The sequence below is a fragment of the Flavobacterium sp. genome (genome assembly GCF_035456225.1).
GTDB lineage: Bacteria > Bacteroidota > Bacteroidia > Flavobacteriales > Flavobacteriaceae > Flavobacterium.
On the sequence record NZ_DATIDM010000214.1, the window covers coordinates 1 to 18,490 of the forward strand.

Below are 18,490 nucleotides of genomic sequence, written 5' to 3' on the forward strand. Positions count from 1 at the left end.
ATAAACCGAGGAAACAATGGTTACCGATTGACCTAACTGCAAGCTGGCTACTTGATTTTCGGTTACAGTAACGTTTAATTTCAGTTTAGAAACATCAACAATGTCAAACATTTGAGTAGCAGGCATTCCTGTTAATACAGATCCCGGCTCAATGTATCTTTTGTTGATATATCCTTTGATAGGCGCTTTAACTTTCGTATCTCCTACATTGATATTGGCTTGGGTTAAATTGGCCTTGGCGTTGGTTAGATTCAATTTCGCCTGATCCAACTGTTGTTTGGTAACCCCGCCGGTTTTATAGGCGTTTTCGTAGCGTTCGTAGTCAGCTTTAGCATTTTGATACACCGCATTTGCCGTATTGGCATTTACGCTGATAACGTCGGCTCTCATAGTTAAAAGCGGTTGTCCTACGGTTACATAATCTCCTTCATCCACCAAAACTTTGATTACTTTTCCTGATTTTTCAGCGCAGAACGTAAGTTCCTGAATTGGCGAGAAATTACCGTTGGCACTAAAATCCAAGGATACATTTTCGGTTTTTACCGTTGCTGTTTTTACGGCTACGGTTGCATTTTTTTCGGCAACAATATCTGTTTTGGCTTTGTTTTCGGCTTTGTTCTTATTAAGAATGTAGCCTATTAGACCTAATGAGACAATAATTATAGTTATGGTAATAATATTCTTTTTCATGTTGGTTGGTTATTTTATAAGTGTTTTTAGTTCTGCTCTTGATTTGATTAATGCTACCTCGGCTATTTTATAATTTAAAACCGCTCTGTTATAATTATTCTGGGCTTCAAGTGATGCATTTTGAGCGTCTAATAAGTCGGTTAATGATGCTAATCCCTGAAGGTAGTTGTTATTCGTGTTTTTAGTAATCTCCATGGCCAATTGCATGTTTTCCTTTTGATTTGAAATGATCACTAAATTGTTATCAATTTGAGCTTTTGCATTTTTATAATCTAAATCAAGACCAAGTTCGGTGTCTTTAATATCTTCCTGAAGCAATCTTATATCAGCATCGGCTTGTTTTATTCTGGAACGCGTTCCGAAACCTGTAAAGATTGGCACTCTCATGGTTAGCCCGACAGAGGAATAATCAGACCAGTATACATCATCACTAGAATGTGCAAACCATGGCAGTTGAGGTCCCTGTCCTAAATAGTTGTAGTTTGCAAATAAAGACAACGTTGGGTATAGCTGTGCCTTAATAGCTGATTTTTTATAGTTTAATAATTCCTCTTGTTTTTTCAAAAGCAAATATTCCGTTCTGTTATGTGTGTTTGTAGCGTCGGTAAGTATTGCAGGGTTTATTTCATATTCCGATTGCGGGATTATAAACTGCATATCCATTGGCATCCCCATATAGAATTTCAAAGCGTTTTCCTGTAATTCTATTTGATTTTGAACTTGCTGGCGTTCTGCATTAATATTGGAAATTCGTACAATAATTCGGTCTAAATCTATTTTTTTAGCTATACCGTTGTTGTACTGTCCCTGAACAATATTTCTCACCTTTACAGTGTTTGCATACGTACTGTCCAATAGAGCCAGACGCTCGCGTTGAACATACACGGCATAATAACTTGTCGCAACTCTTTCGATTATTTGTTCTTCTGTCAATTCATTGTTGATCTGATAAAACTCACGAGTGGATTTTGCGGCCTGTAATCCGGTAAAAACGGTTAAATCAAAAATGGCCTGGTCTAATCCAATCCCTGCATGTGAAGTCCATTTCTGGCCGAAATTAGCCTGAATTGTGGTGCCCGGAGCATTAAAATTAGAACCATCTATATAGGTGGTCTGTAAAACCGGATTATAAGTCAAGCCTCCATTTGCTGAAATCTGGGGTAGTGCCAGAGAGCGAACTTCCTGGATCTTATATTCGCTCTTTTCTATTTCTAACTTTGATTTCTTGGCATCTGCCTTATTTTCTAACGCATAAAGCAAAGCGTCTTTTAAAGTTAGGGTTTGAACTTGTGCATTGGCAGCTAAACCGATGGAGCACAAAAGTATCAGGATAATTTTTTTCATTATATATTAGGGTTTTGTAAGTGTTTTTCAAGTTCTATAATTCCTTTTGGGGTAGCTATGGCCCTGGTGTGATATTCGAGGGCTTTTATTTCCATTTCGTGTACATCTTTTTCGTAAACGGTGTTTTCATTAATATTGAATATCAAAGTGTAATAAAATTCAACTGCTGTTTTGATGTCTAAATCTTTGCGGTATAGGCCTTCGCTGATTCCTTTCTCAATATTTTTTCTGAAACTTCCATTGCAGAATTCAATGCTTTTCTCGTGAATTTTGATGTAAATCATCGGATAATGCTTTTTCAGTTGGTATACTGGGGAAGTGTCGTACGATTTGAACATCTCCTTAAACATTTTCTGGATTTCAAAGTTTTCTTCGATGGCATTGAAGCTCTCCAGCGTTAAAGCTTCTATCTTGTTATTGACATCATTATGGATTCTGGCTGTAGTCTCTTCAACTAAAATTTCTTTGTTACAGAAATATTTGTAGATGGTTTTTTTGGAAATACACATTTCTCCAGCAATATCGTCCATGGTCACGCTCTTAAAACCCAGTTTTAAAAACATTTCCTTGGATTTGGACATGATTTTGTCTTTCATAATCGGAATGTAATCTTTGCAAATGTATGCGGAAACTTTAAACACTAAAAAAGTTTCCAAGTTTTTATATAAAAATTAACATTTCATTAATGTTTGATAAACTCCGGCTTTTGAAGTACTTTAGCCGAAAAATAATTTCATGCATTCCATTTCCGACTATCAGGCTATTGTTTCCGACCATTTTTCTGCGATTTCAATCGACAGGGAGCCCGAAAATTTATACGAACCGATTCGTTATATATTATCGTTGGGAGGAAAACGAATGAGGCCGGTCTTGACATTAATGGCGGCCGAGGTGTTTAATGTTGATTGTAGAAAAGCACTAGCGGCAGCAACAGCAGTAGAGGTTTTTCATAATTTCTCATTAATACACGACGATATTATGGATGATGCGCCTTTGCGTCGCGGACATGAAACCGTTCATGAAAAGTGGAATGTGAATACCGGAATTTTATCGGGTGATGCCATGCTGATTTTGGCGTACCAATATTTCGAACAGTATGAACCGAAAATATTCCGTTCATTGGCTAAATTGTTCAGCAAGACGGCACTGGAAGTATGCGAAGGGCAGCAATGGGATGTGGATTTTGAAACCAGGGAAGACGTGACGATTTCGGAATACCTTAAAATGATCGAATATAAAACCGCTGTTTTGGTGGGCGCTGCAATGAAGATGGGGGCAATCGTAGCTGAAACGTCAGAGGAAAATGCAAATCTGATTTATGAATTCGGTTTAAACCTAGGAATTGCATTCCAGTTGCAGGACGATTACCTGGATGCTTTTGGTGATCCGAAAACTTTCGGAAAACAGGTTGGTGGTGATATCATCGAAAATAAAAAAACGTACCTTTATCTGAAAGCCATGGAATTTGCCAAGGCATCGGAAAAAGAAGAGTTGTCGCATTTGTTCTCGATTCAGCCGACTGACAATACGGATAAAATTGCTTCGGTAAAGGAAATCTTCAATGCGACAGGGGCGAGTGCAGTTACTCAAGATGCTATCAAGGAGTATACGCTCAAGGCATTTGATACCCTTGAAAAAATGGAGATTGATGCCGATAAAAAAGAACTTTTGAAAACGTTTGGCGAGAATTTAATGAGCCGGAATGTTTAGTGGTCAGTGTTCAGTGTTCAGGTTTTAAGGCTCGCCTGAAAAATTAAAAAAAATCTTCTTATATTTAAGATATAACCTCAATTCTCTATTTTCAAGCGTCTAATCTTCTAATTTCTAAATTCTAACTTTCTAACTCCCAATGTATATAGCTCCTCAAAATACCGATTTGTTACTTTCCGAGGCGCAGAAAGAAGCGTTATATGTGAAATTGGTGGAACAAATCAATAAGGATTTTACGTTTGCCAATGAAACAGTCGATTTTCCAGTCGCAATAACTCCGATTGATCTGAAAGTGCAATTGCATGAAAAAATCTATCGCCTGATTCAACATAAGTTTGCTGAATACCTTAATTTATTATATATCATCGATGTTCCAGAAGATCAGGTGAAAAAACTTGATGGTTCTGATTTGGTGGATTTATCCGAACAGGTTGTCTTTTTAATTTTGAAAAGGGAATGGCAGAAAGTATGGTTTAGAAATAGGCTCTGACAAACGGCATCCAGGCTTCGCCATAGATATCGCGGTCATTCTGGTATAAAACGTTATAGCGGAAGCCGAAAGTTACGTTCTGGGAGTGGTACCCCAAACCTAAAAACAAACCGGTATTCCAAAAATTATCTTTAAATTCTGGTGCATATGGTGTAGCTTCGTAGGTGTTGTTTACCCGTAACTGTTCTACTTCGACAGATAATTGGGCAAAAGGAACAGGGTTGATAAGCGTAACGGCGCTCATTCCGTAAATATGAGAGTCATACAGGTATTTTTCGCTTGCATAACTGTATTGTAATCCAGCGCCTACGGCTACGTATCGGTTTAAAGGATAAATAGCGCCGGGTGCAACCAGAATATAGGTGTAATTCCCGCTGAAACTTAAACTTAATCCGCCACCAAATTGTACTTTTTTCCAAAAATCGCTTTTTTGTTTAACGATAGTGTCGTTCTGTGCTTTAGAGGAAAGTGAATTAGTTAAAAAAATAAGGCAAGTCAAAACGATTGTTAAAAAATGTACTGATTTTGTTTTCAACTTCATCATTAGGAATATTTTATGATATAAAAGTATGAAAAACATTAGAAGATTATTATAAAGAATTGTACTTTTGCGTAAATTTTTTTAACCCAAAATCGTCATTCGACAGAGTTATGGATAGGTTTTCCTTTTTAAACGCAGCACATACGGCTTTTTTTGCCGATTTATACGATCAATATTTACAGAATCCAGATGGTGTAGAGCCAAGTTGGAGAAGTTTCTTCCAGGGTTTTGACTTCGCCAGTGAATTTAATGGCAGTCCGGTGGAAGGCCTGATGAATGTGGCTGATGGTGCAGATTGCTCCGTGGTTTCTGATAAATTGCAAAAAGAATTCAACGTTTTAAAACTGATAGACAGTTACAGAACCCGAGGTCACCTGTTTACCAAAACCAATCCGGTTCGTGAAAGAAGAACGTATTCTCCGGATTTGGCGATTGAAAACTTCGGATTGACATCAGCCGACTTAAATACGGTTTTTGATGCAGCACGTATAGTAAACTTAAATCCTTGTACACTTCAGGAGATTTTAAACCATCTGAACAAAGTATATTGCGAATCCATCGGAATCGAATACATGTACATTCGTGATCCAGAAGTGATTGAATGGATTCAGAAACGTTTGGATATCAATGATAATCAGCCAAGTTTTAATGCTGACGATAAAAAACGCATTCTTAAAAAGTTAAATGAAGCGGTTTCTTTCGAGAATTTTCTTCATACCAAATATGTGGGTCAGAAGCGTTTCTCGTTGGAAGGAATCGAAGCGGCTATTCCGGCATTGGATTTTTTAATCGAAGCTGCTGCCGATAAAGGCGTGGAGCAATTCGTAATGGGAATGGCGCACCGTGGCCGTTTGAACGTATTGGCGAATGTCTTTGGAAAATCAACCCAGGATATTTTCTCTGAATTTGACGGAAAAGATTATGACGACGACGCTTTGTTTGATGGAGACGTAAAATACCACTTGGGTTTAACAGCCGATCGTCAGACACAAAACGGTAAAAAAATCAATGTAAATTTAGCACCAAACCCTTCGCACCTTGAAACAGTAGGAGCGGTTATTGAAGGGATTGCCCGTGCGAAACAAGATAAATATTATCCGGAAGATTTTTCAAAAGTATTGCCAATCGCGGTACATGGGGATGCTGCAGTTGCTGGTCAGGGTATCGTGTATGAAATCATACAGATGGCTAAATTGGACGGGTATAAAACTGCCGGAACCATCCATGTGGTATTGAACAATCAGGTTGGGTTTACTACGAATTATTTAGATGCACGTTCATCAACCTATTGTACCGATATTGCAAAAGTAACCTTGTCTCCGGTATTACACGTAAATGCGGAAGACGCAGAAGCAGTAGTACACGCGATGTTATTTGCTTTGGAATACAGAATGAAATTCGGAACCGACGTATTCATCGATTTATTAGGATATAGAAAATACGGGCACAATGAAGGTGATGAGCCTCGTTTCACCCAGCCGAAATTATACAAATCGATTTCGAGACAGAAAAACCCAAGAGATATCTATGCTGAGAAATTAAAAGCAGAAGGTTCTATCGACGGAAACTATGTTTCGCAATTGGAAGCTGAGTACAAATCAAACCTGGAGCAAAGTCTTGAGGAATCCCGTAAAAGAGATTTGACGGTGATCAAACCGTTCATGCAGGACGAGTGGAAAGGTTTCGAACAGGCAGAAGCCGATGTAATGCTTCAGAAGTTTACTACGAAAGTTGATAAGGCAATCTTAACGGATATCGCGAAAACGGTAACGGAATTGCCTTCAGATAAAAAATTCATCAGCAAAATCACGAAACTTATCGGCGACAGAAAAACCATGTTCTTCGAAACCGATAAATTGGATTGGGCAATGGGAGAGATGTTGGCTTACGGTTCGTTGTTAACGGAAGGATATGATGTTCGTATCTCCGGTCAGGACGTAGAGCGCGGAACGTTCTCTCACCGTCATGCGGTGGTAAAAGTTGAAGATTCAGAAGAAGAAGTAATCTTGTTGGATCACATTCCAAACAAAAAAGGAAACTTCTCTGTATATAACTCACACCTTTCAGAATACGGTGTTTTAGGATTTGAGTACGGTTATGCCCTTGCCAATCCAAATGCCTTGACAATCTGGGAGGCTCAGTTTGGGGATTTCGGAAACGGAGCCCAAATCATGATTGACCAGTACATTTCGGCAGCGGAAGACAAATGGAACAATCAGAACGGAATCGTAATGTTGTTGCCACACGGTTACGAAAATCAAGGTGCGGAACACTCTTCGGCACGTATGGAGCGTTTCTTACAGTTGTGTGCAAACCACAATATGTATGTAGCGGATTGTACCACGCCGGCTAACTTCTTCCACTTGTTGAGAAGACAGTTGGTAACGAAATTCCGTAAACCATTGGTAGTATTTACACCGAAGAGTTTATTACGTCACCCGGAAGCGGTTTCTTCTGTGGAAGAATTTGCTAACGGACAATTCCAGGAGGTTATCGACGATCCGAACGTGAATGCAGCAGATGTTAAATCGCTGGTATTCTGTACCGGTAAATTCTACTACGATCTGAAAGCAGAAAGAGAAGCTAACGGAAGAAACGATGTGGCTTTGGTACGTGTAGAACAATTGTTCCCGTTACCAGTTGAGCAAATGAAAGCCGTTATCGCTAAATACCCGAATGTGAATGATTATGTTTGGGCACAGGAAGAACCGAGAAACATGGGAGCTTACAGCTTTATGTTGATGAATTTCAATGAAGTGAAGTTAAGAGTAGCTTCGCCTAAAGCCTACAGTGCGCCGGCAGCCGGAAGTTATGTGCGTTCTAAAAAACGTCATGCAGCGGCAATCGCCATGGTTTTCGACAAGAATTTATTCCAATAAAATTGTATTTTTGAAAAAATAAGATAATAACAACACCTATAAAATTATATACTGATGATTTTAGAAATGAAAGTCCCTTCACCGGGAGAATCAATCAAAGAAGTAGAAATTGCTACTTGGTTAGTTAAAGACGGAGATTATGTAGAAAAAGACCAGGCAATTGCCGAGGTGGATTCAGATAAAGCTACTTTAGAGTTGCCAGCTGAAATGAGTGGTGTAATCACGCTTAAAGCAGAAGAGGGAGACACAGTAGCCGTAGGTGCGGTAGTTTGTTTAATTGATACAAGTGCTGCAAAACCTGAAAGTAATGGTGCTCCTGCAGTTGCAAAAACAGCTGAGGCTCCAAAAGCAGAAGCTCCAAAAGCAGCTCCGGCTCCTGCAGCAACAACGTATGCAACGAGCGCGCCTTCACCTGCAGCAAGAAAAATATTAGAAGAGAAAAGTATTCAGCCTTCAGAAATCGTTGGAACTGGAAAAGGTGGAAGAATTACTAAAGAAGATGCTGTAAATGCAGTTCCTTCAATGGGTACGCCAACAGGAGGTTCCCGTGGTTCGGAAAGAACAAAATTATCAATGTTGCGTCGTAAAGTAGCTGAACGTTTGGTATCGGCTAAAAACGAAACAGCAATGTTGACTACTTTCAACGAGGTAGACATGAGCGCGATCTACGCAATCCGCGATCAGTATAAAGAAGAATTTAAAACGAAACACGGTTTAGGTTTAGGTTTCATGTCATTCTTCACCAAAGCGGTTACCCGTGCGTTACAATTGTATCCGGATGTAAATTCGATGATCGATGGTCAGGAGAAAATCTCTTATGATTTCTGCGATATCTCTGTAGCGGTTTCCGGTCCTAAAGGATTAATGGTGCCGGTAGTGCGTAATGCAGAATTATTAACGTTTAGAGGTGTAGAAGCTGAAATCAAACGTTTGGCTATCCGTGCCCGTGACGGACAAATCACCGTAGATGAAATGACTGGCGGAACGTTTACTATTTCAAACGGTGGTGTTTTCGGAAGTATGTTATCAACACCAATCATCAACCCTCCACAGTCAGGTATTTTAGGAATGCACAACGTGGTGGACAGAGCGATCGTTAAAAACGGTCAGATCGTAATCGCTCCGGTAATGTTCGTGGCATTGTCATACGACCACAGAATTATCGACGGACGTGAGTCAGTTGGATTCTTGGTAGCTGTGAAAGAAGCGTTGGAAAACCCAATGGAAATCTTGATGGATAACAATCCTAAGAAAGCTTTAGAACTATAGTCATTGCGAGGCAACGAAGCAATCTCTTAATAAATAAAAAATCCCGTCTCGTTCTGAATAACGAGACGGGATTTTTTTATGAATTTGATTGTAGGCACGGCTTGCTGTTAGGAGCCGGTTTGGTTTTTCAGTTTTTTATATTCTCGGATTAACTCTTTGAGTTGTCGGTTTGAGGTAACGTCGATCTGTTTGTCCGATAGAAAATGTTTGAATCGGAATTGGCTTTTATAATTTTTTGAGATTATTACCTGATCCACAACAAAGAGCTCATTCCTTAAATGTTGTTTTTCATTTTCGAGACTTTCCAAGCTTTCAAATTTATCTTTTAAGTCTCTGCGAAAAGTAGTGGTATTGAAAGGAATAGAATTTAAAAGCTGCATTTGTTTTTTAGACTTGAAATCTAAACTGGCAATAATTTTAAGGGCAATTTCTTCAATATCTTTCTTGGATAGGGTGTCCATTTTTGCAGGCAGAAAGGATTCTGGTTTGTATTTTTTCTTTGTCATGTTTTCAGTTTGGCTTTTTTGCTACTAACGTTTACAAATGTACCGAAAAGATTAGAAGAAAAAACCTTACTTGGGCGTAGAAATCGAATACAGGCTCTTATTCGATATTACGAATAGCGCGGATTTACTTCGTCAGTTCGGCTAAAGCCTCGGGTGCACTCAAGCATAGCGACAGCCGAAGGAATCCGTGCTGCCCAAAACAGGAGAAGCTTGAAATCATGCTGGTTTGACTGCCGCTATAGAAGTTGTTTAGTTGTTTTTTTTTTTTTGAATTTGATTGTGGGCACGGATTTACTTCGTCAGTTCGGCTAAAGCCTCGGGTGTAATCCGCGCTATCGGGAATCTTGGGAATGCACAATGTAGTGGACAGGGCTATCGTTAAAAACGGTTAGATTGTTATCGCTCCGGTAATGTTCGTGGCGTTATCCTACGATCACAGAATCATCGACGGACGTGAGTCAGTTGGATTCTTGGTAGCTGTGAAAGAAGCGTTGGAAAACCCAATGGAAATCTTGATGGATAATAATCCTAAGAAGGCGTTGGAACTATAGTCATTGCGAGGCAACGAAGCAATCTCTTAATAAATTGAAAATCCCGCTTAGTTTTAAGCGGGATTTTTTTGTTTCTGATGCTTGTCGAAAATTTAAAAAAATCTCTTTTGGAGAAAGAAATGAAGCAATGGCTATTACCAATAAACACTAAATCCCAATTTCATAAAACGGTGTTATGCTACTTATTTATTATATTTTTAGTTTTTCAAATAATATTCTGTTCCTTTTTCTTGCATCATCTAATACTTTTTCAAAAGGCATTACTTCAAAATATGCAGAGTAAAACTTGCTTTTTACTTTAAACCACCCTAAGCCATCAGGCGTCCTATCAAATTCTCTTCGTTCCAAAATTTTCTCAAGTGATGGTCTGATGTCGCAAATGATATAAACATAAAAAGGTGTCCTTTTATCGACTTCAACTACGCGGCCATTTTTACCCTTAACCTTTCCGTCCAATAGTAGTTCAATATACTTCTCTGATTGTTCAATAGGATTTTTACTGTCGTCGTAATCTTTGTAATCATCTCTTTGTGGTTTTTTTAATTCCACAATTGTAAAGGAATTATGAGGTGCATTCTTTGAATCAGAAAATGCAATTGCTTCGTTATATATTAATAAATCACTTCTATCATTCTCTGTGGAAGATATTTGTGGAATGCTATTAAATGTCTTGTCTGAAGCCAAAAATGAATGATATGAGAGTCTTTCATCAATTAACCAAAGATTTTGTTTGTCATATGGAACTTCGTCAGATGTTGTTCTAATTGGAAAAAATACTGAATGGATTAAATCTTCGTTTTCAAATTTACCTTCACCATTTGTTTCAATTAATTGTTCCAGTAACTCAATAATTGTCTTTCTATGGACGACATATCTTGCCAAATCGGATTTACCAACTTCATTAAAATCACTTAAAAATTTTTCATATTTAAGTCTATAGTCCTCTCTTGTAGTTACATCTTTATCGTCTGAAAGCAGTTTGATTTTTTCTTCTTTAACCTCTAGTCTCCAATTCGCATCAATTTTATAAAGTTCAATATCTAATTGTTCTTTGGATAGATTAGGTGGTAACTTTTTTACTTCTTCAGCCTTAAAATGCATAGTGCTTTTATACTGTGGCAACTCTTCGTTAATGATAGGCTTATATGATTCTATTTTCAGCTCTCTTACATTTCCTAGATAGTCAGATAAAAGTTCTTCAATACATTTTATAGAAGCTCTTCTAACTTTAGCTAAATTAATGTCAACTGATTCTTCATCTTCTTCCTCTCCATCAGGAAAAATAAATCCAATACGTTCTGTATCAACATTCTTATCAAGAATATCACTAACAATATGAGCTTGATAAAAGAATTTAAAATCGTCTTCTTCAATTGGTTTTTTGCCAAGGTCAACAAGTTTTGAATAAAGTCCTTCTGTTATTACGCTTCTATTGTGAGCGCAAAAATGAATCTTATGGCTTTGAAATTCTGTTGATTTAGTAAGAAAAAGTTCAAAATTTATTTCTCCGATATCGAAAGTACCCGATTTTACATCCGATTTAAACTCAGTTTTAAAAAGAGTACCTAAATCAAATTGTACATTATTTTGATTTCTAATTATTATTTGGGGAATTGTGTTTCTTATAAAATATAGTTGAAAATGAGCAACAATTTCCCTTGCTATGTCAGACAATCCTTTTGGTAAGGCCTTTTGGTACTCATCTTTAATATTGTTAAGTTTTATTATTGAGCCATTAGTAATGCCATTAAGTTTGGGCTTTGAAAAATTTTGAAAACCCTCTTTTGTAGGTTTGAAATCAAATTGAACTGATTTAGTAAGTTTATCTTCGATGTAGAAGCTTTTTATATTTAATTCTTTGAAAGCTTTTAAGCAGACAAATCTACCTACGCCTTTTCCTCCGATATCTATTTTGTGATCAGTATCTGCTTCAATGAATGCTCTGAAATTTTCTTCGTCAAGTCCGATTCCATTATCTGTTACAATGAAAGAATTAATAGGGTAAATATCTATATCTACAAGTTTTTCTAAAGTTTCATGTGAACCATTTCTGATGCAGTCAATTATGATTTTTCCTTAATTGCCCTTGATGATATTTTTATTTCTTGCCTCTTCGATTGAATGAATTGAATTACTAATTAGCTCAAAAAGAGGTAGCAAAGGTTTTGTTCTTGGAAGTCTAGTATTTCTAACCTTATTAGCGATATTTGATGTCGGAGTAAAATTCATTTCATTTAATTTATAGTTATATGCTGGCCTTAATTAAATACTGCAGATTCAAGTTTAGGAAAACATTTAAATGTCGGTAAATTATGAGGGATTATTTTATTATCGTCGAAAAAAATGTTAGGAAATTTAATTTCATAATTACCGATTTTTAATGTTTCATATTCAATCCTCCAATTCGACAAGTCAATTAATTCTTTTTGTTTGGTTGAAATTTCATCTTCAAAGTTTGAAAATTCGAAATCATTATTTTTTAATTTTTCACATAAAACTTTTGAAATTAATGAATAGTTAACGATTCGGTATTTGTCGTTAATTTCCCATGCCTTTTCAGAACCAGCACAAGATCTGACAATGATTAAATTTATAAATTTTATATCATCAATATTAATATCATATTCTCTGTTTATAATATCTTTTTTCTCCTCATGACTTAAAGATTCAAAAATATTAATTTGCTCAAATGCTTCAATTGTTCGATCTTGAACTCTAGCTACACTTCGTGTGCTATCTGGTGCAATAGTAGTTTTTGCTTGAATTGTGATACATAAGTTTTCTTTTTTAGATAGTAACAGCATATCTATTTCACTTTTAGAATATTTCACATTTTGTCTAATTTCTAAATCATCAAATGCTGAAAATAGATATACTAATTGATTGATTAAAGTGGGTTCAAGATGTTGTGAAATTTCATCATCAAATAACTTTTTGTTTTGCTTATTTATCGAATAAAGAATGTTGTTGAAATTTACTAAATACCTTAACGCATGAGGCGAGAATATAATTGATTTTTCTATTAATGTTATTGGAGGTAAATAACCTTCACCGCAAGAAGAATTTTCTTGGATTTTAACGCCAGTTTCATTAGAGTAAATGTCAATAAAATATGATAAAATAATATCGAATTTCTCCTTTTTCAACCCAGACATTCCTAAAAACCAACCTAAGGCTTGATATTTTAAACAACATACCGACCATTCCATGTATTCTGACATTAGTTTGTCATTTTCTTCAACTGAATATTCCTCTTCATTTATTTGTTCTTTATAGCTTCTTGCTAATATTATGAAATAATCAGAAAAAGCTTTTAAAGCTGAAGAAAATAAAATGAAATCATCGTGATTAAAACCTAATTTAGATTCTATTATTTCATCAGGTAAAACTTGTACATTGATAAAGAACTTTTTATGGTGCTCAAATAATTTTTTTATCAGTTGAAAATCAAGGCCATTGATGTTGTAATCTCTTTCTTTTGCTTTTCTGTTAGTATGTAATTTAATATTATCTAGTTCTTTTGAGGAAAAGGATATTTGAAGTGATATTGTGCTATATAATTTATCAATTAGCTCTGAATTTTTGAGATTGTCATTGGCGAAATCTAATTCAAAACAAAATTCAGAAACTTGTTTGACAGTTAATACGTTTCTATGAATTTGTGGCATTAGCAACGAAAAGTGAGCGTATGCAATTAAGAAATTTACGTCTTCAAGAAATTGTTTGTTTCCAGTTTTTAAGATTGATGTTGTAGTGAGTTCAATTTCATTATTTTGTGATAATTTTTTTATTAATGGATATATTAGAGAGATTCTACTAAGATAATCCATAGCAGTATCTTTGTCACCATCATAATCAATTTTTTCTGTCATCAACATTAAAGTTGAATATATATCTTGAAATGATAATTCCCAAATAGATAATTCTTCTAAAAGTGTATCGATTTCCTTTTCAATTTTGATTAAGTTTTCTTTCATAATTTTGGGTTAGGTTTGCATACAACTCATGAATATATTAATGTGTGAGTCCCCACAAACCTAACCATAAAAAAACACCTACACAATCACCGAATTTGGTGATATTTCAAAAAGTTTTATGTTTTATTCTAACCCGTTGCAAAAAAATAGTTTTTAGAATATTGAAACGGTTTTCGTTTCAAAATTATTACATTTGAAAAAATGAAACGGTTTTCGTTTCAAATTGTTTTTTTCTAAAATAATGCAACGATGAAAGAAGGACCTACTTTAAAAAATATATTGGGTTTAACGCAAGAAGATACGGCTTACATGTTAGGTGTTGATAGAGGGCAATGGTCGATGTTTGCCTCCGGAAAACGCGGTTTACCCTTGGCGGCCATGCAGCAATTAGGGCAGGTGCTAAAACATCTGAAGGAAAAGAAAGATGTTTGCAAGGAAAGCCAGGACATCGCCAAAGCAGAAAAACAACTGGTTCAGGAAAAATTTCAGCGCGACTATCACGGTGTGCAGATCAACCTCCATAAGACTGCCAAACAAATCAGCACTATTGAAAAGATACGGAACGAGAGTTTTGCGGCTTTGGAAGTGGCTGTGTTTTTAGAACAGCAAAAAGAGTATGACAACAGGAGTTCACTAATAAGAAGTATTCGGGTTAGGGCCACGAATACCCTTAAGAAACATAATCTGTACGTTTTAGAAGCACTGCAGCTGAAAAAGGAAAACCTTGAGGCGTTAAAAATCAGTCTGGAACAGAAAATGAAAAAGTAGGCGCTTTTCTGTATGTCAAATCTTTCAACTGAGAGACATTAGTTTTTTTCTTATGAAAAACAATATCTTTACGAAGTAAACGGAACCCAAGTCTAAAAAAAATTAATTATGAAAAAACTGTTTTTATTGATTACTGCCACTTTGGTTTTTACAGCGTGTTCGAATGACAGCCAAAATACAGAAAACACACCGCAAGATGAGGTTTTATTACAACGCACGGTAGAAACGGTGGGTGAGGAAGTATCTACCCGAATTTATCAGTATAATGGCCATAAAATTGTAAGTGAGACATGGGAAAGTGGTTCGTTTGCCTATGAATACACCGGTGATCTGATTACAAAAATTATATTTCAGGTGGTTGGTGAACCCACACCAAGATATGAACAGATCTTTTCTTATGACGTGAACAGCAAACTTTCACAGGTAGTACAGTTGTATTATCCTAATTCCACCGCCATAAAATGGGATTTCACCCATAATGCAGACCAAACGGTTTCATTTGATAAGTATACCGGAGATTTTGATACTCAAAACGTTTTTGAACGTTCGGGGAAATACTTTTTTAATGGGAATAATGAAGTGTCTAAAATTGAGGAATATGTAAATGACCTAACGATTAAAATTGAGTTTGCTTATGACGCTCATAATGCACCTTTTAAAAATGTAACAGGGTACGATAAGTTGTTTTATCTGAACACCAATAAGATTAACAACAAGGTGCTGACAAAATTATACAATCCGCATCAAAATGAATTGGGAGAACTGGAATATGAGATTGTTGAAATTCCGAGTGCATTCCAATATAATGAGGATAATTACCCAACGGATGCGTTAATTACATTCCCTGAGAATTCAGGTTCTTCAGTAAGCAGCAAAACGGTTCAGTTTTTTTATGAATAAAAATTGAAAGTCAGCTACTGCAACCAAGGGACACGACTTTGTCTTAAATTAAAAATCCCGTTTAGTTTTCTAAGCGGGATATTTTATTGTTATGTGGTCAGATTATTGTTTAACGATCTTTATAACGCTTTCACTATGGTCTGATTTTACTTTGGCAAAATAAATTCCGCTAGATAAATCCGATAAATCAATTGTGGTACTTGCCGCATTGACAGTTTTGGTTTGGATGGTTTTACCCAGAATATCATTTACAATAACAGTATCTATTATAGATGAATTGTCTTTCGAAGAAATGGTCACCGTACCGTTTGTTGGATTTGGATATGCCATAAATGCCAAATTTTTAAACTCCGAAACGCTCAATGTAGTAACAAATTCCGTCGTGAAGGTATTGGTAACAATGGCCGGATTGAAATCGAAGTAAATCGAAGCTGTATTCGGGATGATATCACCGATGGCGTAACCCGGTTTTGGTTTGATCTGGAAAGTTACCGATCCTTTTCCGGATGGGGCCAGATCAATTCCGTTGAAGTTCCAGGTCAAATTGTTGTTTACTCTGGTCAAAGTATTTGCGTGACTGGCATTGACCATTTTAATGGAAGTTTCATCCAGTTTTGCATCCAATATATCGTTGATGCGCACATTTTCGGCCTGGTACGTTCCTGTGTTTTCAAACTGGATTGTATAGGTCAGGTAATCGTTGGAGCCGAAGGTAGAATGAACAATTTTTCCGCCGTGGCTTTCTGTTTTGTCGTTCGGATCCCATGAACCCACGATTGTTTGCGTCAGGCTGCTGTTATTGTTGGAAGGTGCTGCATCAGTAACCGGAATCGTTATAGAGGCTGAATTTGTGATAAGATTTCCTAAGTTAACCGTCGGAATAGTTGGAACCTGCATTGTTACATTGATGTAACGTGTTTCATTTGGCAACAGGTTTGTAAAATCATAGGTAAATCCTGTAGCTGTTGGAGTTGTCCCGGTTTGTGAAATATTCGTAATGGTTACCGTGTCACTTTTGTTGAAAGTAACGGTTCCGGAAGCAATGGTTTGATTGCCTGTGTTGTAATAAAGGATCTTGTTTTGGTAAGTAAAACCTGGTCTTGGCTGGGTTCCGTTTGGAATAAGCGTTACCTGTGCATCCGAATAAGGCAATTGGGTTACCGGGAAATTGTAAACCATGACTCCTGATCCTGGAACAAAGTTAACACCGTTATACCAAGAAGGTGTAACAGTGTAAAAACTACTGTAGTTACCGTCGATCGTAAAACCAAAATCGTATGAATTCGCAGGATTTGATTCCGGGATGAAGAGTCTTCCGTTTGAGGAGCTGGCAGAGATTATCCCGCCATTATTTATCTGATAGTTGAACACACCAAAATTAAAATTCGATTCCCCAGCATCTTGTGTGCCGTTATTGTTGGTGTCGACAAAAGCCTTCAATAAAAAGCCTTCATCTGACACCGTTACAGTAGCGGTCGCGGTTGAGCAGATTGTCGGAATTTGGGTAGCGCAAATCTGATAGGTCAATGTATAAATTCCTGGTGCGGTTCCCGGCAACACACTGATGGTTCCGTTTGGGTTGATGGTAAATCCGGAAGGTATTGTTCCTGGTGTCAGTATCACATCGCTGGTATTGTAAATAGAATGGCCGTTTATCCCGTCGTTTGATAATACGGATGTCGTTGTAGTTACAGGTGTATTTCCGGTAGGATAAACCATCATGGCGTCATTATTCGCCGCAATGGTAATTCCCTGAATGGTTATCGTGGCCGTGGTTGTCTGACTAGCGGAATCGGTTACGGTAACCTGATAGGTTCCGCCTTGTCCATTAACCGCAAGATTTTGACTGGTTGCACCTTGAATCGGGTTTCCGTTAAGGCTCCACTGATAGGTAAAAGGTGCTGTTCCTCCGAATACGTCCACAAATAATCCACTTGTTGGGATGTCTTGTGTGGCGTAAATCGTTGCGTGATACGAACATGTTCCCGAGATCGAGTTCGTAGTGAACTGAACAGGCTGCGACCAGGCACTGGTTTCCGTTGGAGAACAAACGGATCGTAGATAGAATTTATAAACGGTGCACGGATTTAATCCGGTAATTACGAAAGGGTTCGTAGTGCCTGGAATTATGATGCTGTTAGGTGTAGGCCCCGCTTCACTTGCCAGAAGTAATGCTATTTCCCATTGTGTTTCTGTGCCTGAAGATGTCCACCCTAAAGTAGCAGTATTGTGTGTTATGTTCACGGCTATTAAATTAGCTGGTGCTGGACATTGTCCAAAAGTACCGGATAAAGCGCCTATAAATAAAAGGAGCGTCAGAAAGTATTTTTTTGTCATGGTATGAAAAGATTAGAAAGTGGTTTAACAACAAGCCCCAAACATTAGGAATTTGGGGGTTGCTGTTTTATGATTGAATTATTGCTTAACTATTTTTAGGATACTTTCACTGTTTTCTGATGTTACTTTGGCGAAATAAATTCCGCTGCTCAAATCCGACAAATCGACAGTTGCAGTAGGATTGTTGATGGTTTTTGTTTGGACAGTTTTTCCTAAAATATCAGTAACAATCACCGTGTTTATCAAAGACGACATATCTTTCGAAGAAATGGTTACCGTACCGTTTGTTGGGTTTGGATAGGCCATAAATGTCGAATTTTTAAACTCCGAAACACTCAATGCAGTAACAAATTCCGTCGTGAAGGTGTTGGTTACAATTGCCGGGTTGAAATCGAAAAAGATGGATGCCGTGTTCGGGATAATGTCGCCAATGGCATAACCCGGTTTCGGTTTGATCTGGAAAGTCACCTGTCCTTTTCCGGACGGAAGAAGGTCGATGCCGTTCAGGTTCCAATTCAAGGTGTTGCC

Annotated in this window: 15 protein-coding genes and 1 pseudogene; 7 read left to right on the forward strand and 9 right to left on the reverse strand. The window is 37.1% G+C overall.

Annotated features, from left to right (window positions below):
- The 3 genes from VLB74_RS12480 to VLB74_RS12490 form a co-directional block, all read right to left on the reverse strand.
- On the reverse strand, positions 1-690 hold a 690-nt coding region (locus VLB74_RS12480; RefSeq protein WP_325203786.1), incomplete at its 3' end, for an efflux RND transporter periplasmic adaptor subunit.
- Between the two features lie 9 nt (positions 691-699).
- Positions 700-2,034 carry a TolC family protein gene (locus VLB74_RS12485; RefSeq protein ID WP_325203787.1) on the reverse strand — a complete coding sequence of 445 codons (1,335 nt, stop codon included), beginning with the start codon at positions 2,032-2,034 and terminating at the stop codon, positions 700-702.
- Positions 2,034-2,690 carry a TetR/AcrR family transcriptional regulator gene (locus tag VLB74_RS12490; protein ID WP_325203788.1) on the reverse strand — a complete coding sequence of 219 codons (657 nt, stop codon included), beginning with the start codon at positions 2,688-2,690 and terminating at the stop codon, positions 2,034-2,036. Before VLB74_RS12490 ends, VLB74_RS12485 begins: the two co-directional genes overlap by 1 nt.
- A 79-nt stretch (positions 2,691-2,769) precedes the next feature.
- Here VLB74_RS12490 and VLB74_RS12495 point away from each other — a divergent pair, with 79 nt between their 5' ends.
- Positions 2,770-3,744: a polyprenyl synthetase family protein gene (locus VLB74_RS12495; RefSeq protein WP_325203789.1), complete on the forward strand. Its 975-nt coding sequence runs from the start codon at positions 2,770-2,772 to the stop codon at positions 3,742-3,744.
- 139 nt (positions 3,745-3,883) lie between these two features.
- On the forward strand, positions 3,884-4,234 hold the full coding sequence (locus tag VLB74_RS12500; RefSeq protein WP_325203790.1) for a hypothetical protein: 351 nt from the start codon (positions 3,884-3,886) through the stop codon (positions 4,232-4,234).
- Here the strand turns inward: VLB74_RS12500 and VLB74_RS12505 are convergent.
- On the reverse strand, positions 4,218-4,778 hold the full coding sequence (locus VLB74_RS12505) for a hypothetical protein (RefSeq protein WP_325203791.1): 561 nt from the start codon (positions 4,776-4,778) through the stop codon (positions 4,218-4,220). The genes VLB74_RS12500 and VLB74_RS12505 overlap by 17 nt on opposite strands.
- 107 nt (positions 4,779-4,885) lie before the next feature.
- On the opposite strand from VLB74_RS12505, the gene VLB74_RS12510 reads away from it, so the two are divergent.
- Positions 4,886-7,654: a 2-oxoglutarate dehydrogenase E1 component gene (locus tag VLB74_RS12510; RefSeq protein ID WP_325203792.1), complete on the forward strand. Its 2,769-nt coding sequence runs from the start codon at positions 4,886-4,888 to the stop codon at positions 7,652-7,654.
- A gap of 54 nt (positions 7,655-7,708) precedes the next feature.
- Complete coding sequence (gene odhB / locus VLB74_RS12515; RefSeq protein ID WP_325203793.1) at positions 7,709-8,923, forward strand: 2-oxoglutarate dehydrogenase complex dihydrolipoyllysine-residue succinyltransferase; 1,215 nt, start codon at positions 7,709-7,711, stop codon at positions 8,921-8,923.
- 107 nt (positions 8,924-9,030) lie between these two features.
- On the opposite strand, the gene VLB74_RS12520 is transcribed toward odhB, so the two are convergent.
- The gene (locus VLB74_RS12520) at positions 9,031-9,429 is read right to left on the reverse strand and encodes a hypothetical protein (RefSeq protein WP_325203794.1); all 399 of its coding nucleotides are present in this window, start codon (positions 9,427-9,429) and stop codon (positions 9,031-9,033) included.
- A 335-nt stretch (positions 9,430-9,764) separates the two neighbouring features.
- Between VLB74_RS12520 and VLB74_RS12525 the strand changes: the two are divergent.
- A pseudogene (locus VLB74_RS12525) lies at positions 9,765-9,980 on the forward strand (2-oxo acid dehydrogenase subunit E2); the annotation flags it as partial.
- 189 nt (positions 9,981-10,169) lie between these two features.
- On the opposite strand, the gene VLB74_RS12530 reads toward VLB74_RS12525, so the two are convergent.
- Positions 10,170-11,654 carry a hypothetical protein gene (locus VLB74_RS12530; protein WP_325203795.1) on the reverse strand — a complete coding sequence of 495 codons (1,485 nt, stop codon included), beginning with the start codon at positions 11,652-11,654 and terminating at the stop codon, positions 10,170-10,172.
- Between the two features lie 584 nt (positions 11,655-12,238).
- Positions 12,239-13,957 (reverse strand): hypothetical protein, encoded by a 1,719-nt coding sequence (locus VLB74_RS12535; protein WP_325203796.1) that lies wholly within the window; start codon positions 13,955-13,957, stop codon positions 12,239-12,241.
- A 249-nt stretch (positions 13,958-14,206) separates the two neighbouring features.
- Between VLB74_RS12535 and VLB74_RS12540 the strand changes: the two genes are divergently transcribed.
- Positions 14,207-14,725, forward strand: coding sequence for a hypothetical protein (locus VLB74_RS12540; protein ID WP_325203797.1), 519 nt, complete (start codon positions 14,207-14,209; stop codon positions 14,723-14,725).
- A gap of 108 nt (positions 14,726-14,833) precedes the next feature.
- Positions 14,834-15,625, forward strand: a complete 792-nt coding sequence (locus VLB74_RS12545) for a hypothetical protein (protein ID WP_325203798.1) — start codon at positions 14,834-14,836, stop codon at positions 15,623-15,625.
- Positions 15,626-15,727: 102 nt separating this feature from the next.
- Here the strand turns inward: VLB74_RS12545 and VLB74_RS12550 are convergent, their stop codons facing one another.
- Positions 15,728-17,962, reverse strand: a complete 2,235-nt coding sequence (locus VLB74_RS12550; RefSeq protein ID WP_325203799.1) for a DUF7619 domain-containing protein — start codon at positions 17,960-17,962, stop codon at positions 15,728-15,730.
- Positions 17,963-18,040: 78 nt separating this feature from the next.
- Positions 18,041-18,490: T9SS type A sorting domain-containing protein (locus VLB74_RS12555; protein WP_325203800.1), on the reverse strand; the 450-nt coding region annotated here is incomplete at its 5' end.